At 68.2% G+C, this 21,968-nt stretch carries 20 protein-coding genes; 8 read left to right on the top strand and 12 right to left on the bottom strand.

All coding sequences use genetic code 11. The features are described 5' to 3' along the window. Positions 1 to 842: 842 nt before the first annotated feature. The 3 genes from gltB (at position 843) to A5730_RS25040 (ending at position 7,180) form a co-directional block, all read left to right on the top strand. The gene (gltB, locus tag A5730_RS23390; protein ID WP_067905782.1) at positions 843 to 5,426 is read left to right on the top strand and encodes a glutamate synthase large subunit; all 4,584 of its coding nucleotides are present in this window, start codon (positions 843 to 845) and stop codon (positions 5,424 to 5,426) included. Beyond that, positions 5,419 to 6,885 carry a glutamate synthase subunit beta gene (locus tag A5730_RS23385; RefSeq protein WP_067905781.1) on the top strand — a complete coding sequence of 489 codons (1,467 nt, stop codon included), beginning with the start codon at positions 5,419 to 5,421 and terminating at the stop codon, positions 6,883 to 6,885. The genes gltB and A5730_RS23385 overlap by 8 nt, the downstream gene beginning before the upstream one ends. Positions 6,886 to 7,030: 145 nt before the next feature. Beyond that, positions 7,031 to 7,180 (top strand): hypothetical protein, encoded by a 150-nt coding sequence (locus A5730_RS25040; protein ID WP_197506331.1) that lies wholly within the window; start codon positions 7,031 to 7,033, stop codon positions 7,178 to 7,180. Positions 7,181 to 7,250: 70 nt separating this feature from the next. Here A5730_RS25040 and A5730_RS23380 read toward each other — a convergent pair whose 3' ends face one another. Beyond that, positions 7,251 to 8,102, bottom strand: a complete 852-nt coding sequence (locus A5730_RS23380; RefSeq protein ID WP_067905778.1) for an LLM class F420-dependent oxidoreductase — start codon at positions 8,100 to 8,102, stop codon at positions 7,251 to 7,253. Positions 8,103 to 8,153: 51 nt separating this feature from the next. On the opposite strand from A5730_RS23380, the gene A5730_RS23375 reads away from it, so the two are divergent. Together A5730_RS23375 and A5730_RS23370 are read left to right on the top strand one after the other, a co-directional pair. Beyond that, entirely contained in the window at positions 8,154 to 8,585 is a 432-nt protein-coding gene (locus tag A5730_RS23375; RefSeq protein WP_067905776.1) for a hypothetical protein, read from the top strand. A gap of 21 nt (positions 8,586 to 8,606) precedes the next feature. Next, a complete protein-coding gene (locus A5730_RS23370) occupies positions 8,607 to 9,620 on the top strand; it encodes a PHP domain-containing protein (RefSeq protein ID WP_067905774.1) in 1,014 nt (337 codons plus the stop codon). On the opposite strand, the gene dinB is transcribed toward A5730_RS23370, so the two are convergent. Together dinB and A5730_RS23360 are read right to left on the bottom strand one after the other, a co-directional pair. After that, a complete protein-coding gene (dinB, locus tag A5730_RS23365; protein WP_067905772.1) occupies positions 9,617 to 10,822 on the bottom strand; it encodes a DNA polymerase IV in 1,206 nt (401 codons plus the stop codon). The two genes, A5730_RS23370 and dinB, sit on opposite strands and share 4 nt — an antisense overlap. 77 nt (positions 10,823 to 10,899) lie before the next feature. Continuing rightward, a complete protein-coding gene (locus tag A5730_RS23360) occupies positions 10,900 to 11,541 on the bottom strand; it encodes a TetR/AcrR family transcriptional regulator (RefSeq protein ID WP_067905770.1) in 642 nt (213 codons plus the stop codon). Between the two features lie 77 nt (positions 11,542 to 11,618). Between A5730_RS23360 and A5730_RS23355 the strand changes: the two genes are divergently transcribed. Beyond that, the gene (locus A5730_RS23355; protein WP_067905786.1) at positions 11,619 to 13,088 is read left to right on the top strand and encodes an NAD(P)/FAD-dependent oxidoreductase; all 1,470 of its coding nucleotides are present in this window, start codon (positions 11,619 to 11,621) and stop codon (positions 13,086 to 13,088) included. On the opposite strand, the gene rraA is transcribed toward A5730_RS23355, so the two are convergent. The 8 genes from rraA to A5730_RS23315 all read right to left on the bottom strand — a co-directional run bounded on the left by rraA (position 13,085) and on the right by A5730_RS23315 (position 18,460). After that, complete coding sequence (rraA, locus tag A5730_RS23350; RefSeq protein ID WP_067823892.1) at positions 13,085 to 13,564, bottom strand: ribonuclease E activity regulator RraA; 480 nt, start codon at positions 13,562 to 13,564, stop codon at positions 13,085 to 13,087. The two genes, A5730_RS23355 and rraA, sit on opposite strands and share 4 nt — an antisense overlap. A 20-nt stretch (positions 13,565 to 13,584) precedes the next feature. Then, on the bottom strand, positions 13,585 to 14,025 hold the full coding sequence (locus A5730_RS23345; RefSeq protein ID WP_067905768.1) for a nucleoid-structuring protein H-NS: 441 nt from the start codon (positions 14,023 to 14,025) through the stop codon (positions 13,585 to 13,587). An 89-nt stretch (positions 14,026 to 14,114) separates the two neighbouring features. Then, entirely contained in the window at positions 14,115 to 14,615 is a 501-nt protein-coding gene (locus tag A5730_RS23340; RefSeq protein ID WP_067905766.1) for a copper resistance CopC family protein, read from the bottom strand. Further along, entirely contained in the window at positions 14,612 to 15,307 is a 696-nt protein-coding gene (locus tag A5730_RS23335) for a YcnI family protein (protein ID WP_067905764.1), read from the bottom strand. The genes A5730_RS23340 and A5730_RS23335 overlap by 4 nt, the downstream gene beginning before the upstream one ends. A gap of 7 nt (positions 15,308 to 15,314) precedes the next feature. Beyond that, positions 15,315 to 15,971 carry a DUF6474 family protein gene (locus tag A5730_RS23330; protein ID WP_055404680.1) on the bottom strand — a complete coding sequence of 219 codons (657 nt, stop codon included), beginning with the start codon at positions 15,969 to 15,971 and terminating at the stop codon, positions 15,315 to 15,317. 120 nt (positions 15,972 to 16,091) lie between these two features. Then, positions 16,092 to 16,490: a helix-turn-helix transcriptional regulator gene (locus A5730_RS23325; RefSeq protein WP_067905762.1), complete on the bottom strand. Its 399-nt coding sequence runs from the start codon at positions 16,488 to 16,490 to the stop codon at positions 16,092 to 16,094. A 618-nt stretch (positions 16,491 to 17,108) separates the two neighbouring features. Further along, positions 17,109 to 17,642 (bottom strand): peptidase, encoded by a 534-nt coding sequence (locus A5730_RS23320; RefSeq protein WP_067905760.1) that lies wholly within the window; start codon positions 17,640 to 17,642, stop codon positions 17,109 to 17,111. Between the two features lie 194 nt (positions 17,643 to 17,836). Beyond that, the gene (locus A5730_RS23315) at positions 17,837 to 18,460 is read right to left on the bottom strand and encodes a superoxide dismutase (protein WP_067905757.1); all 624 of its coding nucleotides are present in this window, start codon (positions 18,458 to 18,460) and stop codon (positions 17,837 to 17,839) included. A gap of 737 nt (positions 18,461 to 19,197) precedes the next feature. Between A5730_RS23315 and A5730_RS23310 the strand changes: the two genes are divergently transcribed. Then, complete coding sequence (locus tag A5730_RS23310) at positions 19,198 to 20,244, top strand: DUF4328 domain-containing protein (RefSeq protein ID WP_082946960.1); 1,047 nt, start codon at positions 19,198 to 19,200, stop codon at positions 20,242 to 20,244. Next, positions 20,241 to 21,053 carry a glycerophosphodiester phosphodiesterase gene (locus A5730_RS23305; protein ID WP_055404675.1) on the top strand — a complete coding sequence of 271 codons (813 nt, stop codon included), beginning with the start codon at positions 20,241 to 20,243 and terminating at the stop codon, positions 21,051 to 21,053. Before A5730_RS23310 ends, A5730_RS23305 begins: the two co-directional genes overlap by 4 nt. Here A5730_RS23305 and A5730_RS23300 read toward each other — a convergent pair. After that, complete coding sequence (locus A5730_RS23300; RefSeq protein WP_067905755.1) at positions 21,050 to 21,967, bottom strand: LCP family protein; 918 nt, start codon at positions 21,965 to 21,967, stop codon at positions 21,050 to 21,052. The two genes, A5730_RS23305 and A5730_RS23300, sit on opposite strands and share 4 nt — an antisense overlap. Between the last annotated feature and the right edge of the window lies 1 nt (position 21,968).

The raw sequence follows: 21,968 nt of genomic DNA, 5'->3' as shown, positions 1-21,968 counted from the left end.
GTTGGGGCGGGGGGGGGGGGGGCGGAGGGGCCGGTGGCCGTGCTTGGGGAGGGAAAGGCGATGGCGGCCGCGGTCGGGGGCGCGGGGCGGCGAGGGGCGGCGGGGGCGGGACACTCCGCGGCGGGGGGCCGGGCGGACGCGGCGCCGGGGCGCTGGGCGGCGGCTGCAGACGGTCCCTCAGGAATTCGTCGCGCTCGTTCATGGGCTCCTCGGGTGCCGGGTGATCGATCGGCGCTGGTGGGGTTCGTCCGGGGCTAGTGATAAGCGCCACGGCCCAACCGCCGTCGCGGAAGGCGGACCAGTACGCGTCCAGTATCTCCTCATGGGCCGCGCACCGATACCGTGCAAACTTAGCAGCGCTCGGCGCGACGCGGCCGCGGCGGCCGTGGCCACCCGCTGAGCACCGTCATGCGGGCCGACGGCAGCGCGGCGGTGACGCGCTGTGGCTCTGGCAGCAAACTCCCAAAGCGGTTGCCGTTCACGCGCCGCGCCGCCTGAGGCGGCGGGGTTGTGACGAGAATTGCACCCCCAAAACGGCACGTCGGCACGGTTGCCGGCCGTCGGCCGCCGCGGAATTTACGGGGCTGCCAGCTGGCGGTTAGACTTGGCGAAGTTGGCATGTCAGGCGGGTATTGTCATATCGTTTTACGACTTGTCGAGACCGGTTTCCAGGCCACCGTTCAGCGCTGCACGGACGCATCCCTAACAGGATCATCGCCACCTGGGGGACAGCCTATCGAGACAAGACCGAGGGATCACAGCCCGCAACCTTCGGGTACGACCTCCTCGGGAGCAGCTGTTAACGGCCGCTGACAAACGTTCAGTTGAAGGGTCAGGTGCATATGACGCCCAAGCGCGTCGGGTTATACAACCCCGCGTTCGAGCACGACTCGTGCGGGGTAGCCATGGTCGTCGACATGCACGGCCGTCGCAGCCGCGACATCGTGGACAAGGCCATCACCGCCCTGCTCAACCTCGAACACCGCGGCGCTCAGGGCGCCGAACCGCGCAGCGGTGACGGCGCCGGCATCCTGATCCAGGTCCCGGACGCGTTCCTGCGCGAAGTCGTCGATTTCGAGTTGCCGCCCCCGGGCAGCTACGCCACCGGCATCGCCTTCTTGCCGCAGTCGTCCAAGGACGCCGCGGCCGCCTGTGACGCGGTCGAGAAGATCGCCGAAGCCGAGGGCCTGACGGTGCTTGGCTGGCGGAACGTGCCCATCGACGACTCGTCCCTCGGGGCGCTGTCCCGCGACGCGATGCCGACGTTCCGGCAGGTCTTCATGACCGGCGCGTCGGACATGACGCTGGAGCGCCGCTGTTATCTGGTCCGCAAGCGCGCCGAGCACGAACTGGGCACCAAGGGTCCCGGTCAGGATGGGCCCGGCCGCGAAACCGTCTATTTCCCAAGCCTTTCCGGCCAGACCATGGTCTACAAGGGCATGCTGACCACGCCGCAGCTCAAGGCGTTTTACCTTGACCTGCAAGACGATCGGATGACCAGCGCGCTGGGCATCGTCCATTCGCGGTTCTCCACGAACACCTTCCCGTCGTGGCCGTTGGCCCATCCGTTCCGCCGGGTGGCCCACAACGGCGAAATCAACACCGTCACCGGCAACGAGAACTGGATGCGGGCCCGTGAGGCGTTGATGAAGACCGACATCTTCGGCACGGAAGCCGACGTCGAGAAGTTGTTCCCCATCTGCACCCCGGGCGCCTCCGACACCGCGCGTTTCGACGAGGCCCTCGAGCTACTGCACCTGGGCGGCCGCAGCCTGGCGCACGCGGTGCTGATGATGATCCCGGAGGCATGGGAGCGCAACGAGTCGATGGACCCGGCGCGGCGGGCCTTCTACCAGTACCACGCCTCGCTGATGGAGCCCTGGGACGGCCCCGCGTCGATCACGTTCACCGACGGCACCATCGTGGGTGCCGTGCTTGACCGAAATGGCTTGCGCCCCTCTCGGATCTGGGTCACCGAGGACGGCCTGGTGGTGATGGCCTCCGAGGCCGGCGTGCTGGACCTGGACCCGGCCAAGGTGGTCCGCCGGATGCGGCTGCAGCCGGGCCGAATGTTCTTGGTGGACACCACCCAGGGGCGCATCGTCTCCGACGAGGAGATCAAGGCCGAGCTTGCGGCCGAGCACCCCTACCAGGAATGGCTCGACAGGAACCTGGTTCCCCTCGATGAGCTGCCGCAGGGTGACTACGTGCGCATGCCCCACGAGCGACTCGTCAAGCGGCAGCTCACATTTGGCTACACCTACGAGGAGCTCAACCTGCTGGTGTCGCCCATGGTGCGTACCGGTGCCGAGCCGCTCGGCTCGATGGGCACCGACACCCCGGTGGCGGTGCTCTCGCAGCGCCCGCGGATGCTCTACGACTACTTCCAGCAGCTTTTCGCCCAGGTGACCAACCCGCCGCTGGACGCCATCCGCGAGGAGGTGGTGACCAGCCTGCAAGGCACCACCGGCGGCGAGCGCGACCTGCTCACGCCGGACGAGAAGTCCTGCCACCAGATCGCTTTGCAGCAACCGATTCTGCGCAACCACGAGCTGGCCAAGCTGATCAACCTCAACCCCGACGACGAGGTCAAGGGGCGCCCGCACGGCATGCGGTCCAAGGTGATTCGCTGCCTGTACCCGGTTGCCGACGGTGGCGCCGGTCTGGCCGCGGCGCTCGACGACATTCGCGCGGAGGCGTCGGCCGCGATCAAGGAGGGCGCGCGGGTCATCATCCTGTCGGACCGCCACTCCGACGAGCAGATGGCACCCATTCCGTCGCTTCTCGCCGTCGCGGGAGTGCATCATCACCTGGTTCGCGACCGGACGCGCACCCATGTGGGTCTGGTCGTCGAGACCGGGGACGCCCGCGAGGTGCACCACATGGCGATGCTGGTCGGCTGCGGGGCGGCCGCGATCAACCCCTACCTGGTGTTCGAGTCGATCGAGGACATGCTCGACCGCGGCGCGATCGACGGTATCGACCGTGAGAAGGCGCTGAACAACTACGTCAAGGCCGCCGGCAAGGGCGTGCTCAAAGTGATGTCCAAGATGGGCATTTCGACGGTGGCCTCCTACACCGGCGCGCAACTGTTCCAGGCGGTCGGCATCTCCGAGGACGTGCTCGACGAGTACTTCACCGGGTTGAGCTGCCCGATCGGCGGGATCACCCTGGAGGACATCGCCGCCGACGTCGCCGCCCGCCACCGGCTGGCCTACCTGGACCGCCGCGACGAGCGGGCGCACCGCGAGCTCGAGGTGGGCGGTGAATACCAGTGGCGCCGGGAGGGTGAGTACCACCTGTTCAACCCGGAGACGGTGTTCAAGCTGCAGCACTCGACCCGCACCGGCCAATACAAGATCTTCAAGGACTACACCCGGCTGGTCGATGACCAGACCGAGCGGATGGCCTCACTGCGCGGCCTGCTCAAGTTCCGCGGCGGGGTGCGGCCGCCCGTTCCGCTGGACGAGGTCGAACCCGCCAGCGAGATCGTCAAGCGCTTCTCCACCGGGGCCATGAGCTACGGCTCGATCTCGGCCGAGGCGCACGAGACCCTGGCCATCGCGATGAACCGGCTGGGCGGACGATCCAACAGCGGTGAGGGCGGCGAGGACGTCAAGCGTTTCGAGCGCGATCCCGATGGGGATTGGCGCCGCAGCGCGATCAAGCAGGTGGCCTCCGCGCGCTTCGGTGTCACGTCGCACTACCTGACGAACTGCACCGACATCCAGATCAAGATGGCGCAGGGCGCCAAACCCGGTGAGGGCGGCCAGCTTCCCGGGCACAAGGTGTACCCGTGGGTCGCCGAGGTTCGGCATTCCACGCCGGGAGTCGGCCTGATCTCGCCGCCGCCGCACCACGACATCTACTCCATCGAGGATCTCGCGCAGCTGATCCACGACCTCAAGAACGCCAACCCCGCCGCGCGGGTGCACGTCAAGCTGGTCTCCGAGAACGGAGTGGGAACGGTCGCGGCCGGCGTCTCCAAGGCGCACGCGGACGTGGTGCTGATCTCCGGCCACGACGGCGGCACGGGCGCGACCCCGCTGACGTCGATGAAGCACGCCGGCGCGCCGTGGGAGCTGGGCCTGGCCGAGACGCAACAGACGTTGCTGCTCAACGGGTTACGCGACCGGATCGTGGTCCAGGTGGACGGCCAGCTCAAGACGGGCCGCGACGTGATGATCGCCGCACTGCTCGGCGCCGAGGAATTCGGCTTCGCCACCGCGCCGCTGGTGGTCGCGGGCTGCATCATGATGCGGGTGTGTCACCTCGACACCTGCCCGGTCGGCGTCGCCACCCAGAACCCGGTGCTGCGGGAGCGGTTCACCGGCAAGCCCGAGTTCATCGAGAACTTCTTCATGTTCATCGCCGAAGAGGTTCGGGAATATATGGCGCAGTTGGGTTTCCGTACCGTCAACGAGGCCGTCGGCCAGGTCGGGGCGCTGGACACCACGCTGGCCCGCGCGCACTGGAAGGCGCACAAGCTCGATCTCGCGCCGGTGCTGCACGAGCCCGAGTCGGCGTTCATGAACCAGGATCTGTACTGCAGCTCCCGTCAGGACCACGGCCTGGACAAGGCGCTCGATCAGCAGTTGATCGTGATGAGCCGGGAGGCGCTCGATTCCGGCAAGCCGGTGCGTTTCTCGACCACCATCAGCAACGTGAACCGCACGGTGGGCACCATGCTCGGCCACGAGGTGACCAAAGCCTATGGCGGCCAGGGGCTTCCGGACGGGACCATCGATATCACCTTCGACGGATCCGCGGGCAACAGCTTCGGGGCGTTCGTGCCGAAGGGAATCACTCTGCGGGTTTACGGCGACGCCAACGACTACGTCGGCAAGGGCCTCTCGGGCGGGCGGATCGTGGTGCGGCCGTCGGACAACGCACCACAGGACTACGTGGCCGAGGACAACATCATCGGCGGCAACGTGATTCTGTTCGGCGCGACCAGCGGGGAGGCCTTCCTGCGCGGAGTGGTCGGTGAACGGTTCGCGGTTCGTAACTCCGGCGCCCACGCGGTGGTCGAGGGTGTCGGTGACCATGGATGCGAGTACATGACGGGTGGTCGGGTTGTGATTCTGGGACGAACCGGCCGCAACTTCGCCGCGGGGATGTCAGGTGGTGTGGCTTACGTGTACGACCCGGACGAGCAATTGCCGGACAACCTCAACATCGAGATGGTCGACGTGGAGACGCTGGACTCGGACGACGCCGAGTTCCTGCACGGCATCATCCAGGCGCACGTGGACGCCACGGATTCCGCCGTCGGCCAGCGGATCCTGGCCGACTGGCGCGGACAACAGCGCCACTTCGTCAAGGTGATGCCGCGCGACTACAAGAAGGTGCTGCAGGCGATCGCCGAAGCCGAGCGCGATGGCGTCGACGTGGACAAGGCGATCATGGCGGCCGCGCATGGCTGATCCGAGCGGCTTCCTGAAGTACACCCACCGGGAACTGCCGAAGCGTCGGCCTGTCCCGCTGCGGTTGAAGGACTGGCACGAGGTCTACGAGGACTTCGACGAGGGCACCCTGCGCGAGCAGGCGACCCGTTGCATGGACTGCGGTATCCCGTTCTGCCACAACGGGTGTCCGCTGGGCAACTTGATCCCGGAGTGGAACGACCTGGTGCGCCGGGGCCGGTGGCGCGACGCGATCGAGCGGTTGCACGCCACCAACAACTTCCCGGACTTCACCGGCCGGCTGTGTCCGGCGCCGTGTGAACCAGCCTGCGTGCTGGGCATCAACCAGGATCCGGTGACGATCAAGCAGATCGAGCTGGAGATCATCGACCGTGCCTTCGAGGAAGGCTTCGTGGTGCCGCTGCCCCCGGACAAGCTGACTCAGAAGAAGGTCGCGGTGGTCGGTTCCGGTCCGGCCGGTTTGGCCGCCGCTCAGCAGCTGACCCGCGCCGGCCACACGGTCACCGTCTTCGAGCGGGCGGATCGCATCGGCGGGCTGCTGCGCTACGGCATCCCGGAATTCAAGATGGAAAAGCGCGTCCTCGACCGGCGCCTGGACCAGATGCGGGCCGAGGGAACCGAGTTCCGCGCGGGCGTCGACGTCGGGAGCGACATCACCGCCGAACAACTGCGCGCCGACTTCGACGCGGTGGTGCTCGCCGGTGGCGCAACCGCATGGCGGGACCTGCCCGTGCCGGGCCGGGACCTGGACGGGATTCACCAGGCGATGGAATACCTGCCGTGGGGGAATCGGGTGCAGGAGGGCGACGACGTCCTGGGGCCCGACGGCGAGCCCCCGATCACCGCCAAGGGCAAGAAGGTCGTCATCATCGGCGGCGGCGACACCGGGGCGGACTGCCTCGGCACGGCGCACCGGCAGGGCGCCAGCGTCGTGCACCAATTCGAGATCATGCCGCGCCCGCCGGAGTCGCGCGCCGAGTCGACCCCGTGGCCGACCTATCCGTTGATGTACCGGGTGTCCTCGGCGCACGAGGAGGGCGGCGAGCGGGTGTTCTCGGTGAACACCGAGCAGTTCGTCGGCGAGGACGGCCGCGTGACCGCGCTCAAGGCGCACGAGGTCACCATGCAGGACGGCAAGTTCGTCAAGGTGGAGGGCTCGGACTTCGAGCTCGAGGCCGACCTGGTGCTGCTGGCCATGGGATTCGTCGGGCCGGAAAAGGAGGGCCTGCTCAACGACCTCGAGGTCAAGTTCACCGAGCGTGGCAACGTCGCGCGGGGTGCCGACTTCGACACGTCGGTCCCGGGTGTGTTCGTCGCCGGGGACATGGGCCGGGGCCAGTCGCTGATCGTGTGGGCGATAGCTGAGGGCCGGGCGGCGGCCGCGGCCGTGGACCGCTACCTGATGGGTGCCACCGCGTTGCCGGCCCCGGTCAAACCGACGGCCGTACCGCTGCAGTAGTCACAGAGATCACACCAGAAACACTGGCACCAAACTTCGGCGTTTCTGCCCTCGTTTGCCAGAAGTCGGGTGTCTAATAACTCTCTGTGGGCTCCGTCACACGGGCGAAGCATCGGGGTCCCGGCTGAACGGAACGATCGCAGGAGTGATCACTGTGCACATCAACCCCGTACCCCGCTCGCGGATGGGGCGAATCGCCTGGTCCTGGTTTCGTCACCCGGTAAAGAGCCGCGAGTTCCCCGCGAAACACGAGCGCCTGGTCACCGCCGACGATTTGCTGATCTTCGGCGCGTAACCACCCGTCCTGCACGCATTGCCGCGCGGCGGAGGAGTTTGCTCACTGCCCCAACGCGAGAAACCGGCCCCTAGTTGTCCAGCAACCCCGAATCGCGGATGGCTTCGGCCAAGGGTTCCAAGACGGCCGGGTCGTGCGGCGGGTTGATGTACACAATGCCCAGGTCGAGCCCTTCGGCGGCCAGTCCGGCCGCCTCCTCGACCACCTGCTGGTAGTTGCGCTCCGCGTCCAGGCGCAGGTGGGCCGACAGCATGATCTCCTTCGGGTCGCGCCCGATCTTCTCGCACTCCGCGGCCAGCACGTCACGCTTGCGCGCGAACACCTCGGGCGGACCGCCGACGAAGTTCCAGTGCTGCGCGTAGCGCGCGGTGATCGGCAGCGTTCGCTTCTCTCCGCTGCCGCCGATGCATATCGGCGGGTGCGGGCGTTGCACACCCTTGGGCTCGTTGCGGGCGCCCTTGAGCTGGTAGTACTTGCCGTCGAAATCGGTGGTCTCCTGGCTGAGCAGGCTCACCAGCACCTCGCACGCCTCCTCGAACCGATCGAAGCGCTCCCTGATGCTGCCCAGCTCGATGCCATAGGCGCCGGACTCCTCTTCATTCCAGCCGGCGCCGATGCCCAGCTCCAGCCGCCCGTTCGAGATGATGTCGAGGGCGGCGGCCATGTTGGCCAGTAGGGCGGGGTGGCGGTAGTGGATGCCGGTGACCAGGGTGCCCAGCCGCAACCGCGTGGTCGCCTGCGCCAGCGCGGTCAGCGTGGTCCAGCCCTCCAGGCAGGGCCCGCTGCTGTCGGAGAAGATGGGATAGAAGTGGTCGAAGGTCCACCCGGACTCGTACACGTCGATGTCGTCAGCCGCTTTCCAGACGGCCAGCATGTCCGCCCAGGTGGTGTTCTGAGGTGAGGTCTTGAAGGCGAATCGCATGGAATCGACGTTAGCCGATCTTTATGAAGCGCAACTAAACTCAGCGGCGCGATGAACTACTCCCTCGGACTCGACACCAAGGTCACGTTGCTGGCGGCCGGGCTGATCTTTCTGCTCGCCCTTGTCCTCGGCGTCTGGAAATACCGACAGATCATGGCCGCACCGGACCATCGCGCCCATCCCTACGTCGACATCGCGCACCGGGCGGCTCTGCTCTACTCGTTCGCGACGCTGCTGCTGGCCGCCTTCGTCGAGCTCAGCGCGTGGCCGACGTGGGCCAACCTCACCGCGGCCGGTGTGGTCGTCTTCTTCTTCGTCGGCGCCATCCTCAGCTACATCGCGCACGGGGCGCGCCGGGACACCGTCAACCAATTCGAGAACCCCGCCCCCGGCACCGGCCTGATGATGGCGCTGCTGATCGCCGGCGAGATTGGGGGGTTCAGCGTGCTGCTCGCCGGCTTCATCGTCGGGCAGCTGACCTGACGGGGCGGGCACACTGGAGTCATGGACCCGGTAACCGCCCTGCGGCAGATCGCCTATTTCAAGGACCGGAGCCGCCACGACCCGCGACGCGTGATGGCGTATCGCAACGCCGCCGACATCATCGAGGGTCTCGACGACGCCGCGCGCGAGCGGCACGGCCAGGCCAACAGCTGGCAGTCGCTGCCGGGCATCGGACCCAAGACCGCGAAAGTCATCGACCAGGCCTGGTCCGGTCGCGAGCCCGACTTGCTGGTCGAATTGCGTTCCGGCGCCGAGGATCTCGGCGGCGGCGAGATCCGCGCGGCGTTGCGCGGCGACCTGCACCTGCATTCCAACTGGTCCGACGGGTCGGCGCCGATCGACGAGATGATGGCGGCCGCATCCGCGCTGGGGCACGAGTACTGCGCGCTGACCGACCACTCGCCGCGCCTGACCATCGCCAACGGGCTGTCGCCGGAGCGCCTGCGCGCGCAGCTCGACGTGATCGACAAGCTGCGCGACCAGTTCGCGCCGATGCGCATCCTCACCGGTATCGAGGTTGACATTCTCGAGGACGGCAGCCTCGACCAGGAGCCGGAGTTGCTCGAGCGCCTCGACGTCGTGGTGGCCAGCGTGCATTCCAAGCTGTCGATGGACGCCGCGGCGATGACGCGGCGCATGGTGCGCGCCGTCTCCAATCCGCATGCCGACGTGCTGGGCCACTGCACCGGGCGGCTGGTCTCCGGCAACCGGGGCATCCGACCGCAGTCGAAGTTCGATGCCGAAGCGGTGTTCACCGCCTGCCGCGACCACGGCACCGCGGTGGAGATCAACTCGCGGCCGGAGCGCCGCGATCCACCGACCCGGCTGCTCAAGCAGGCCATGGACATCGGCTGCGTCTTCAGCATCGACACCGACGCCCACGCGCCCGGCCAGCTGGACTTCCTCGGTTACGGCGCCCAGCGCGCCCTTGACGTGGGCCTGCCCGTCGACCGGATCGTCAACACCTGGCCGGCCGAGCGGCTGCTGGACTGGACCGCTTCGAAATCGAATTAGTCGGGCAGGTGCGGCATCTCGAAGCCTGCGTCGCGGCCGACGAGTACCGCGGGCGTGAGCGCGGATTTGCCGTAGCGGTCCCGCACCCGGTCGATCGCCGCGTCGATCGCGAGCCGGTTCTCCTCGTCGCCGAAGGGCAGCGTCAGTTGCTGGGCGCCGCTGCGGTCGATTCCCGACACCGCGAAACCGACCAGTGTCAGCCCGCGCTCGGCGATCAGCGGTGCGGCTGACGCGACCAGCTGACGCGCGGCCGCCAGGATGGGCTGCGTCGAGGACGTCGCCAACGGCAGTGTCCGCGACCGCGTCGCCCGGCCGAAGTCGTCGAACCGCAGGCGCAGCACCACCGTGCGCCCGGTGCGCCCGGCGGCGCGCATGCGGCCGGTGATGCGGTCGATCAGATTCACCACCACCGCGTCGATCTCGGAAGCCGACATGGTGTTGCCGGCGCGGCCGAGCGCCCGTTGCGCCCCCACCGACCGGCGACGCACACCCGTGGTCACCCGGCGGCGGTCGATGTTGCGAGACAGGGCAAAAAGCTGCCGGCCCATGGCGCCGCCGAGCAGCGAGGCCAGCGTCGACTCGTTCAGCTCGGCGACGTCGGCGACGGTCACCAGCCCGTGGGCGTGCAGCTTGTCTGCCGTCTTGGCGCCCACGCCCCACAGCCGCCGCACCGGCAACGGGTGCAGGAAAGCCAGCTCCTGCTCGGGCGGCACCAGCAGCAGCCCGTCCGGCTTGGCCTCCTGGCTGGCGACCTTGGCCAGGAACTTCGTCCGGGCGATGCCCACGGTGATGGGCAGGCCCACCCGCTCGCGCACGTCGGCGCGCAACCGTTCGGCGATCTCGACCGGAGTCCCCGACACCCGGCGCAGGCCGCCGACATCCAGGAACGCCTCGTCCACCGAGAGCGGCTCCACGATAGGGGTGCAGTCGCGAAACACCTCAAAGACCGCGTCACTGGCGCGGCTGTAGGCGCGCATCCGGGGCGGCACCACCGCGGCGTGCGGGCACAGCCGGCGGGCCTGCGCGCCGCCCATCGCCGTGCGTACCCCGTAGGCCTTCGCCTCGTAGCTGGCGGCGAGCACGACCCCACCGCCGACGATCACCGGGCGGCCGCGCAACGTCGGGTCGTCGCGCTGTTCGACGGACGCGTAGAACGAATCCAGGTCCGCGTGCAGGATGGACGCATCGCACCGCACGAACATATGTTCGCACGCACCGGTGACGGCGTTCCATGGTGACGACCCGCTTCGCCCGGCTACGCCGCGCTTGCGATCGCCACTTAGCTGGATTCGCCGTAGATGCTGGTCACCCAGATGTGGGTGAGGGTGTCGACCACCCGCTCCTCGTCGACCGCCGGCGTTTCGGCGGACAGGGCGGCCATCATGGTGCGCTCGTTCATCTGGTTCAGGGAGGTGGCCAGGTCGGCGGCTGGGATCGTCTCCGGCGCGGCGCCCCGCGCGCGTTCGGCGGCGATCATGGCCGCGGTCTGGTCGATCCACTTCTGCATGAAGCCCAACCAGACCCCGCGCAGCTCGGGGCTGGTCGCCAGCGCTTCGGTTGCGGCGCGGGCCAGCCGGCGGTGCGTGCTGAAAGCCAGGAAGAACGCCTTGATGCCGTTGCGCCACACCCGGCGCGGGTCCGCGGGCAGCCGTTGCACCGCGCCGTCGAACTCGGAGTCGGCGCGCGCGATCACCGGTTCCAGCAGCGAGATCAGCACCGCATCCTTCGACTTGAAATAGAAGTAGAACGTCGGCCGCGACAGGCCCGCACCCTTGGCCAGGTCATCGACCGAGATGTCGGCGAACGAGCGCTGCTCCAGCAGCCGCTCGGCGGTCGCGAGGATTGCCCGCTCACGGTCGTCGCCGGACGGCCGAATCGCACGGCGACCCCGCAACGCGCGAGTCTGGCCGACGGAAGTCACGACCGCTACTTTACACGGTGTCGAAGTTTTCAACACTGTGTTGACTCCTTCGACACCCCGTTGATACCGTGGCCATCATGACTGAGCACCTTGACGTGATCATCGTGGGCGCCGGCATCTCCGGGATCAGCGCGGCGTGGCACCTGCAGCAGCGCTGCCCGACGAAGAGCTACGCCATCCTCGAACGCCGCGACGACCTGGGCGGCACCTGGGACCTGTTCAAGTACCCGGGCATCCGGTCGGACTCGGACATGTTCACCCTCGGGTTCCGGTTCAAGCCCTGGCGTTCGGCGAAATCGATCGCCGACGGCGCCGACATCAAGGCCTACATCAACGAGGCCGCCGTCGAGAACAAGATCGACCAGCACATCCGTTACCGCCAGCGCGTGGTGTCCGCAGATTGGTCCGACGCCGAGAACCGCTGGACGCTGACCGTCGAGTCCGATGGCCAGCAGCGCGAGCTCACCTGCTCGTTCCTGTTCGCCTGCACCGGCTACTACAACTACGACGAGGGATACTCGCCCACCTTCCCCGGCGCCGAGGACTTCGAGGGCCGGATCGTCCATCCGCAGCACTGGCCGGAGGACCTGGACTACACGGGCAAGAAGATCGTCGTCATCGGCTCCGGCGCCACCGCGATCACCCTGATCCCGGCCCTGGTGAACTCCGGCTCCGGCCACGTCACGATGCTGCAGCGCTCACCGACCTACATCGGCTCGCTGCCCGGGGTCGACCCGTTCGCCGAACGGGCCAACCGGCTGCTGCCCGACAAGCTGGCGCACATCGCGAATCGCTGGAAAGCCATCTCGTTCAGCACCTTCCAGTACCAGCTGTCGCGTAAGGCCCCCGCCTACATGCGCAAGACGTTGATGACGATGGCCAAGCGCCGGCTGCCCGAAGGCTACGACGTCGAGAAGCACTTCGGGCCCCGGTACAACGTGTGGGACCAGCGGCTGTGCTTGGCGCCCGACGGCGATTTCTTCCGGACCATCCGGCACGGCAAGGCCGACGTCGTCACCGACACCATCGACCGGTTCACGAAGACGGGAATCAGGCTCACCTCCGGCGAGGAGCTGCAGGCCGACATCATCATCACCGCAACGGGTTTGAACATGCAGCTGCTCGGCGGTGTCAAGCCCACCCGCAACGGCGAGCCCATCGAGCTGACGTCGCTGATGACCTACAAGGGCCTGATGTTCTCCGGGGTGCCGAATTTCGCGATCACCTTCGGATACACCAACGCGTCGTGGACGCTGAAGGCCGACCTGGTCTCCGAGTTCGTTTGCCGCCTGCTGAATTACATGGACGCAGGAGGCTTTGACTTCGTGGAGCCGCAGCGTCCCGGCGCCGACGTCGACGAGTTGCCGTTCATGGACTTCAGCCCGGGCTATTTCCAGCGGGCGATGGACATGTTGCCCAAGTCGGGGTCGCGTGCGCCGTGGCGGCTCAAGCAGAACTACTTCTTCGACATGCGCACGATCCGGCGCGGCAAGGTTGACGACGAGGGCTTGCAGTTCGCGAAAAAGCGTGCGCCGGTTGCGGTTTAGGGCTTGACGACGACGATGCCGTCGTCATCGCTGTAGGCGATCTCGCCCGGGACGAAGGTCACCCCGCCCAGCGTGACCTCGACGTCGCGCTCGCCGGTGCCTGTCTTGGCGCTCTTGCGCGGATTGGTGCCCAACGCCTTGATGCCGAGGTCGAGATCGCGTAGCGCGGCGGCATCGCGCACCGCCCCGTTGACGATCAGCCCGGCCCAGCCGTTCGAGCGGGCCAGCTCGGCGATGACGTCGCCGACCAGCGCCGAGTGCAGGGAACCGCCGCCGTCGATGACCAGCACCCCGCCCGCACTGGGTTGGGAGAGCACCGATTTCAGCAACGCGTTGTCTTCGAAGCAGCGCACGGTGCTGATGGGCCCGGCGAATTGCGGGCGGCCACCGAACTGACGGAATTGAACATCGCAGCTGCGAACGTCGGGCCCGATGTCGTCGACGAGGTCGGCGGTCGGCTGAAATGACACGGTCACGTCTGACACCGTAGCGGCGGTCAGCGGCGCCGCAGCTGACGGATCAACAGGATCGCCAGGAGGCTGACCGCCAGGGCCACGATCAACGGCATCGGGGACTGGGTGAGGGACATCGTCGGAACGTCCGCAGGGACCGGATTGTTGGCGGCATCGACAGTGGATTTTGCTTGCGCCGCAACATCTTTCGCAGCGGCGGCGAGGTCGCCGTTACTTTCGATGCGCTGCTGCACCGCCAGCGATGGCTCGGGCGCCTTGGCGGCGGGCTCGGCGCTTTTGGCCGGCGCCTTCTTCGCGGGCGCTTTCTTGGCTGGCGCCTTTTTTGCGGGGGCTTTCTTCGCGGGGGCCTTCTTGGCGGGCGCCTTCGCCGCCTTCTTGGCCGCCTTGGCCGGGGGCTTCTTCTCCGGCGGCGGGGTCGACGCGTCGTCGGGTTCGCTGCTCGGTTGGTCCTGCGGGTCTGCCATGCGGCCGCTCCTCGAGCTTTCTGTCGTTTGCCCACGCGGGTTCTCCGAACCCATCATGCCAGCAGGAGTGTGGGCGCCTCGGCCGCCGGTCACGGTCTGTGCCGCACCGCCCACAGCGCGCCTGCCGCGACGAGCAGCACCGCCACCGCGACGAACGGCCAGACCGGGACATCGCCGCCGGGACGGTCGCCGCCGGCCGGGGGCCCGGGCGTCCCGGTACCGGGCACGGTCAGCCGGAAGGACCAGGATCCGGAGACCACGTGGCCGTCCGCGGAGGTCACCCGGTAGTTCACCGTGTAGGTCCCGGGCGGTCCCAGCGGCCGCAGGTCGATGCCGACCGTCGCGCCCCGCACGGTGGGGTCGCCGGTGGACCACATGTTGCCGTCGGGGCCGACGACGGTCATGGCCGCGAAGGTGGTCTGCAGCTGTTCGTTGAACGTGGCGCTCACCCGCGGCGGACCGGTCGTGAGCACCGCGTTGTCCGCCGGATCGGTGGCCACCCGCGCGGCGTGCGCCGACGCCACCGGCGCGGTGGTTGTCGCGATCGCCAACAGGGCACCGACGAGCGTGGCGATAGCCAACCGCCTCATGCTCGCCGGCGGATCAGCGCAAGGCAGATTCCCAGCGCGGCAACGATCAGGGCCGCGCCCCCCAACAGCCGGGCGGTGTTGTCCGAAGTTTTCGGCGGCGGCGGCGGTGCGGTCGGTTGGCCGGCCGGCGGCGCGGACGGATGGTGGCCGTGGGACGGAGCCGCTCCCGCGGCCAGTGTCAGCGTGGGCACCGGGTACTCCGGCTCGCCGCCCCCGGGTTGCGGCGGCTGGTCCCACTTCACGACCGTGCCGTCGGAGTAGGTCTGCGTGGCCGGAAACGTGACGGTCTCCGCGTCGGGCAGCTTCACCGACACCCGGAACAGTGCGAATTGATCGACCCCGATGCCGCCGCCGGCGGAGGCCGTCCAGGTCACCGAGTGAACGGCCCCCGACGCCGGGTCTCGGTCGAGCTTGGCGGTCCAGCCCGGCATGCTTTCGGTGCGCGCCGAGGCGACGTCGGGCAGGGCGACGCTGAGGGCTGTGGTCAGCGCGCCCGTGTTGGACTCGTTGGGGACCTGAAAGGTGACGATCGCCGTGGCGCCGCGCACCGCGTCGTCGCTGCTGGCGTGGACGTGCGCCCCCGCGGCGGGGAGGTGCGCCGCGGCGACGAGATACAGGCCGACGGCGGCGACCACCGCGATGGGCAGGCGGGCCAGCCGCCGCGCGCGGATCCTTGTGCCGGGAAGCCGCATGCGGCGGTCAGCTGAGCCCGAGCCGGGCCATCAGGTCCGCCTCGATGCCGTCGAGCTGCGACGCGATCGCGGCGTGGGCTGCCCGGCGGCGGGCGGCCGGCATGTTTTCCGCGGCGGTGACGGCCGCGGAGAGGTCGGTGAGTCGCTCGGTGATGGCCGAAACGAATTGCCGGGTCTCGGCGTCCTTGGGCTTCTTGTCCTGCACCGTCCGCAGGGACTTCTCCGCCCCGGCGATCCGGGCGGACAACTGCGCGCCGTGGCCCGAGAACTGCCCGATCTGGGCCAACGGTATTCCGAGTTGGTCCGCGCGACGCTGGTCGATGAGCGCGCGGGCCGAGACCGCGGCCCGGTAGATGATCGGCGTCAGGATCGGCGCGAGGAGCCGGGACACCGTCAGGGTGCGGCGGATCCGGGTCGGCGAGAAGATCTTGCCTTCCCGCGCCGCTTTGAGTTGGGTCTCGGCGACTTTCAGCGCGTTGCGGTCGCTGTCGCGTTGGGCTTTGATCTGCGCGCGGAGGGCCTTGGCCTCCGCCCGGTGGGCGGCGCGGTAACGGCGATTCTCGTTCTTGGCGGCGAGCTTGGCCTCCAGCTTGGCGCGCGCCCTGATCGCACGGGCTTCGGCGCGACGCGTCGCGCGGCTCTTTCGCTTGCGGAACAGGGCCATACCCGGCCGCCTCCCCGGTCTCTCGTGACTGTCGCTCTCGCGCGTGCGCGATCCGTCAGCCAACCCTAATCGGAATGGGCGGGCGGGAGCCCTCCAGGTGGGCCGGGCGACCGGTGCCCGCTAGGCGTCCAGGTGCTCCGCGCGGCGTAACTCGTTGACCCGCTGCATGACCTCGTGCTGGGCCTCGGGCGACAACTCGGAGGCGCGCAGGGCAATGCGGCGCACGCCGTCGTCGCGCATCGTGGCGAGGATCGACAGCTCCTTGTCGAGCTTCTCGTAGTACTCGTCGTCGGTGAAGTAGGCCGGCTTGATGCGGAAGAAGTTGGCCAGCGCGGCCATGGTGGCCGACGACGGGTTGGTGCGGTTCCCCGAACGCAGCTGCGACAGGTACGGAGCCGACATCGTGATGCCCTCCGCCTTGAGCGCCGCGATCACTTCGGCGGAGGTGTGCGGCCCCCGTCCGGGGGGATACACGGTGTCGAACAGGCGGTTCAGGCGAGCAGCGAACGTCGTGCTCATTGGTTATGACCTCCACTGGGCTGTAGAAGTGAACTATTACCTAGGTGTATTTGCTGATCATGGTAGCGAGGGTTTGTGTCCGTAACTAGGTGCAAACCCCCGCGGATTCGGTCCAGGCGTAGCTGGTGCTTGCCGATACCGCACTTGACGAGCGTCTAACTGATTCGCTGTAGTGTCCACTAAATCGGCGAAACTCACAGGTTATCCGCAGAATTCGCGATCTGGCCCGAAGTGGCGGGCCGGTGCTGCCGACCGGGGGGAAGTGTAGGGTGGAAGGGTGCTGGGCGGTCGCCCGGCAACCAGGCAGCAATTTATGATGGCTTAACGCCGTATTTGCTGTCAGAGCGGTGTTGCGGCCGGAAAACGGCGCCTTGGGACGCGCGGAAGATGTGAATCGGCGTTCGGTCCGCCGTCGCGAAGGCGCCCCGCGCACCCATCCCCGCCGGGGAAGTCGCCGGCGTCAGGGACGTCAACGGCGCACGGAGTACCGCCGGCGAAGTTTCGACACATCACCGACGTTCGTCGGGTCATCGGAGTCCGGCACAGGGGTTTGCCGTGGGTCGCTTCGTCGAGTGTTGCGGACTGACGGCCGCGACGAAACGGCGCCGATGTAAACGCCTATGCCGCGAGCAACATCGCGAGTATCGCGGTATCGGGATGGGTGATGGGGTCGACGCCGACGCGACTGACCATCGAGGTGATCGTGCCATCGGCTTCGGCTTCCACCCAGGCCGCCCGATGCTCGAGTCCGAGATAGGGCAATCCGGGAAGCAGGACGCAGCCCGACGCCGCCCCATTGCATTCCGGCAACGACGGCGTGGTCTCCGACGGCGGATGCAGCATCAGCAACGCGGGGGGCTGGTGGTCGGCGAAATAGCCCGGCTGTATCGCGGAGTCCCCGAAGACCGTGCCTTCGGCGAGCACCAGGCCGACCGTGCCCGGCTCGGGTTCTTCGGGCAACTCCTCGCGGGCACCGAATACCGTTGTGGTGGAAAGCAATCCGGGCAATGACGCGACCCGGACCGCGACCATGAGCAATTGCGCCCATTCTTTGGTCGAATCCGGCCAACGTCCGGAGATCACAAACCCTTTCAGGGCACCACGAGCATGGAAAGGGGAAACCCCTATCGGGCGGTCAGACCCAGTCTCCATTTCGACCTCCGCGCGACGCCTCCGTCGGATTAACCACGCTGGTAACTCGAATAATCAAGCATGCCCGCGGGTTCGGTGCCGTGCAACCCGACACGGCTAGTGGCGCACATGTTCTCGGAATGCCCAATCGACGGCCCGACAAACGAAAGGGGCGCCGCGCGAGCCGCGCGACGCCCCCATGCCTCAAGGTGGACTCAGCCGAAGATCAGCCCATTGGTCTTCGACGTGGCGGCCGCGTACCGCTTCTGCACGTCTGCCCAATTGACGACGTTCCAGAACGCCTTGACGTAATCCGCCTTGACGTTCTTGTACTGCAGGTAGAAGGCGTGCTCCCACATGTCGACCTGCAGCAAGGGGATGATGCCGAGCGGGACGTTGGCCTGCTGGTCGTACAGCTGGAAGGTGAGCAGCCTGCCGCCGAGCGTGTCATAGCCCAGCACGGCCCAGCCCGAACCCTGCAGGCCATTGGCGGCCGCGCTGAACTGGGCGCGGAATTTGTCGAACGATCCGAACGCGTCATCGATGGCGGCGGCCAGTTCGCCGGTCGGCTTGTCGCCGCCGTCCGGCGACAGGTTCTTCCACCAGATCGAGTGATTGACGTGGCCGCCGAGGTGGAACGCCAGGTTCTTTTCGTTCAGGAGGATCGCGGCGTGGTCGTCGTTGGCGCGCGCCTCTTCGAGTTTGGCAACCGCGTCGTTCACGCCTTTGACGTAGGTGGCGTGGTGCTTACTGTGGTGGATCTCGTTGATCTGACCCGAGATGTGCGGTTCCAACGCTGCGTAGTCCCAGTCCAAATCGGGCAGGGTGTATTCAGCCACGGCGTTCCTTTCTTCGATTGTCTGCTAACGCTTCGCGGGCCTGCCGCGCGGCGGCCAGCCGTAGACAACCCTGCTCCATGACTGCGCCGACCGCAAGAATGACCGCGATGAGCTCCGACGCCGAATACCCGTTCCGCGCCGATTCAAGACAAGACGATGAGGAGGAGAACCGCGAGTAAGGCGAGCGCGATCAGCCCGGCGCGCAGCGCCGCGATGCTGTAGCTGTGATTCCACGCAGCCGAGCCGGAGTACGACTTCGAGGGGCCCGGTGTCCCCGGACCGAACGAATGCGTGGCCATCAATCGCCTTTCACCCGCTCCTCACCTCAGTGAGGTGAGTCACAAACAATTTTGCGAAGGCGATCATAGCGCTTCCGGGCGGGCTTGGAAAACGACGCTCTGAGCTGCGGCTCCGGCGACGGCCGCGAAAGGGCTCGGCCGAGGGGTCCGCACCCGTTTCGGGGACCGTCGGCCCGACTGCTTAGTAAGACAATCCATTTCGCTCAATGGCCGTCCGGGGCTGTCGATGGCATGACTTCGTTACCGCAGCGTTATCCACAGTGACACCACCGCGAGCCTGCAGGGCTGTAGTAATGCTTCCCTTACCCACTAACCACGTGTGGATAAACCTGTGGAAACTGTGGATAGGCGCGCGAGCCGAAATAATTGCCGACCGGCCCCGTTCGGACCATCGGTGAGCCCGCGCGGCCCGCATCGGCGCGCGGCTAGGCTAGTCCGGTGATCCAGGTGTGCTCCCAATGCGGCACTCGGTGGAACGTGCGCGAGCGGCAACGCGAGTGGTGCCCCCGTTGCCAGGGAGCCCTGATGGCGCCCTTGCCGGATGCGCCGGCGCCCGACCCGCGGTGGAGCCCCCACAGCGCCGCGCCGGTGAGCCGCCCGCCGGCGCCCCGGACGTTGCAGCGCACCCCGCCGCGGCTGCCGCCGGGCTTTCGCTGGGTTGCGGTGCGGCCGGGCGCCGCGCCGCCGCCGAGGCGCGGGCGACGCCCCCTCGGCCCGACGCCGCGCTACGCGGTGATCCCGCGGTGGGGCCTTGCCGACCGTGTCGAACAAACGGCCGCGGCGGCCCAAACGCCCGCGCGGCGAACGCCATCCGTGTCGACGATCCGGACCACGCTGTTCGTGAGCGTGCTCGTTCTCGGCGTCGCCGCCCTGGTGTATGTCGTGCGGTACGTGCTGCTGATCGTCAACCGGAACACCTTGTTGAATTCCTGGGTCGCCGCCGGCGCGGACTGGCTGGGCATCCTGGCCAGCGCGCCCGCGATCGCGGCGGTGCTCGCCTCCGGGGCGATGCTGATCCTTTGGCTCATTGCGCGCCGCGCTGCGGTGTTCGCGCATCACGGCCTGCCCGAGCCGCGGAGCCCCCGAGCGTTGTGGGCCGGCTGCGTGGTGCCGCTGGCCAATCTGCTGTGGGCCCCCGTCTACGTCATCGAGCTGGCGATCCTCGAAGAGCACTACTCCCGGATACGCAAGCCCATCGTCCAGTGGTGGATCGCGTGGGTCGTCAGCTACCTGGTCTCGGTCTTCGCCATGGCGACCAGCTTCGCCAAGGACGCCCAGGGCATCGCAAACAACACCATCGCGATGGTGTTCGCGTACTTGCTCGCGGCGTTGACGGTGGCCGCAGCGGCCCGGGTCTTCGAGGGCTTCGAGCGCAAACCGGTCGAGCGGCCCGCGCACCGCTGGGTCGTGGTCCCCGGCGATCCGGCACCGGCGTCCGGCCCGGTTGAGCTGGAGGGGCAGGAAGCGGCAGCATTAGGCGTATGACGTGGGCCGAGGAGGTGCTCGCCGGGCATCCCTTTGTGGTAGCCCACCGCGGCGCATCGGCCGCGCGGCCCGAACACACGCTGGCCGCCTACGATCTCGCGCTCAAAGAAGGCGCCGACGGGGTCGAATGCGACGTGCGCCTGACCCGCGACGGCCACCTGGTGTGCGTGCACGACCGCCGGCTGGACCGGACCTCGACCGGGGCCGGGTTGGTCAGCACGATGACCCTCGCCGAATTGCGTGAGCTCGAGTACGGCGCGTGGCACGACAGCTGGCGTGAAGACGGCACGCACGGCGACACCAGTTTGTTGACGCTCGACGCGTTGGTTTCGCTCGTCCTGGACTGGCATCGGCCGGTGAAGCTTTTCGTCGAGACCAAGCACCCGGTGCGGTACGGCTCCCTGGTGGAAAACAAGCTGCTCGCGCTGCTGCATCGGTTCGGCATCGCCTCACCGGCCTCCGCCGACCGGTCCCGCGCGGTGGTGATGTCGTTCTCGGCGGCGGCGGTCTGGCGGATCCGCCGTGCCGCGCCGCTGCTGCCGACCGTGCTGCTCGGCAAGACCGCGCGCTACCTGATCAGCGGCGCGGCCACCGCGGTCGGTGCGACGGCCGTCGGCCCGTCGCTGGCCACGCTGAAGGAGTATCCCCAGCTCGCGGATCGCGCGATCGCCCAGGGCCGGGCCGTGTACTGCTGGAACGTCGACGAGTACGAAGACCTCGACTTCTGCCGGGACGTGGGCGTGGCGTGGCTGGCCACCCACCACCCGGGCCGCACGAAGGCGTATCTGCAGAACGGCCGCGGCGGCTAGTCGGGCGGAGCGGCGGGCACCGGCCCGTCGGAGGCCAGCGCCTCGAACAACCGGCTGGCCTCGTCGTGATTCCACACCACCACCGATCCGGCGTCGCCACTGGTGAACTCCCCGATCGGGACGGTCAGGGTGGTCGGGGAGCCGTGCAGTCCCCAGCCGAGGCGAGCCAGGTCCCACACGTGGTCGCCGCGGTCCACGGTCAGCGCGTCGGCGAGGGCGCGCGGCACCGAGTACCACCGCCAGGGGTTGAGCCACACCGCGGGGCTGGCCGCGGCGCGCAGCAGCGCCGCCACGAACTGCCGCTGATTGACCATCCGGTCCAGATCGGCCCGCGGGGTGTCGCGCGTCCTGACGTACCCGAGCGCGTTGCGGCCGTTGAGTTTCTGGCAGCCGGCCGGCAGGTCGATGCCGGCCAACGGGTCGTCGAGCGGCGCCGTCGGGCACACCGTCACCCCGCCGAGCGCGTCGACCAAGCCGGCGAACCCGCCGAACCCGATTTCGGCGTAGTGGCCGATGCGCAGCCCGGTTGCCTGCTCCACCGTCTGGGCCAGCAAGGCCGCGCCGCCCATCGAGAAGGCGGCGTTGATCTTGTCCTTGCCGTGGCCCGGGATCGGGACGTAGGAGTCGCGCGGTATCGACACCATCGTCACCCGGCCGCCGGACCACAGCTCGGGCAGGTGCACCAGCAGGATGGTGTCGGTCCGGCTGCTGCCGATGTCACCGCCGGTGGCCAGTTCGTGCTGTTCGGGGCTGAGCCCTTGGCGACTGTCCGACCCGACCAGCAACCAGTTCGTCCCGCGGCCCGGCCCGGGGCGCCCCGGGTAGTCGGCCAGGATGTCGTCGCGGTGCAGCCGGCTGTCGAACCAGGCGGCCCCGCAGGCGGCCGCGAAGCCGACCAGCAGCGCGGCGATCACC

It is taken from the genome of Mycobacterium sp. ACS4054, assembly GCF_001667275.1.
Lineage (GTDB): Bacteria > Actinomycetota > Actinomycetes > Mycobacteriales > Mycobacteriaceae > Mycobacterium.
This window is presented reverse-complemented; position numbering and strand designations above follow the sequence as displayed.

Excerpts from the sequence above, each read along its gene's own strand:
- gltB (WP_067905782.1), top strand. The coding sequence starts at position 843 with ATGACGCCCAAGCGCGTCGGGTTATACAACCCCGCGTTCGAGCACGAC.
- A5730_RS23385 (WP_067905781.1), top strand. The coding sequence starts at position 5,419 with ATGGCTGATCCGAGCGGCTTCCTGAAGTACACCCACCGGGAACTGCCG.
- A5730_RS23380 (WP_067905778.1), bottom strand. The coding sequence starts at position 8,102 with ATGCGATTCGCCTTCAAGACCTCACCTCAGAACACCACCTGGGCGGAC.
- A5730_RS23375 (WP_067905776.1), top strand. The coding sequence starts at position 8,154 with ATGAACTACTCCCTCGGACTCGACACCAAGGTCACGTTGCTGGCGGCC.
- A5730_RS23370 (WP_067905774.1), top strand. The coding sequence starts at position 8,607 with ATGGACCCGGTAACCGCCCTGCGGCAGATCGCCTATTTCAAGGACCGG.
- dinB (WP_067905772.1), bottom strand. The coding sequence starts at position 10,822 with ATGTTCGTGCGGTGCGATGCGTCCATCCTGCACGCGGACCTGGATTCG.
- A5730_RS23355 (WP_067905786.1), top strand. The coding sequence starts at position 11,619 with ATGACTGAGCACCTTGACGTGATCATCGTGGGCGCCGGCATCTCCGGG.
- A5730_RS23345 (WP_067905768.1), bottom strand. The coding sequence starts at position 14,025 with ATGGCAGACCCGCAGGACCAACCGAGCAGCGAACCCGACGACGCGTCG.
- A5730_RS23340 (WP_067905766.1), bottom strand. The coding sequence starts at position 14,615 with ATGAGGCGGTTGGCTATCGCCACGCTCGTCGGTGCCCTGTTGGCGATC.
- A5730_RS23335 (WP_067905764.1), bottom strand. The coding sequence starts at position 15,307 with ATGCGGCTTCCCGGCACAAGGATCCGCGCGCGGCGGCTGGCCCGCCTG.
- A5730_RS23330 (WP_055404680.1), bottom strand. The coding sequence starts at position 15,971 with ATGGCCCTGTTCCGCAAGCGAAAGAGCCGCGCGACGCGTCGCGCCGAA.
- A5730_RS23325 (WP_067905762.1), bottom strand. The coding sequence starts at position 16,490 with ATGAGCACGACGTTCGCTGCTCGCCTGAACCGCCTGTTCGACACCGTG.
- A5730_RS23320 (WP_067905760.1), bottom strand. The coding sequence starts at position 17,642 with ATGGAGACTGGGTCTGACCGCCCGATAGGGGTTTCCCCTTTCCATGCT.
- A5730_RS23305 (WP_055404675.1), top strand. The coding sequence starts at position 20,241 with ATGACGTGGGCCGAGGAGGTGCTCGCCGGGCATCCCTTTGTGGTAGCC.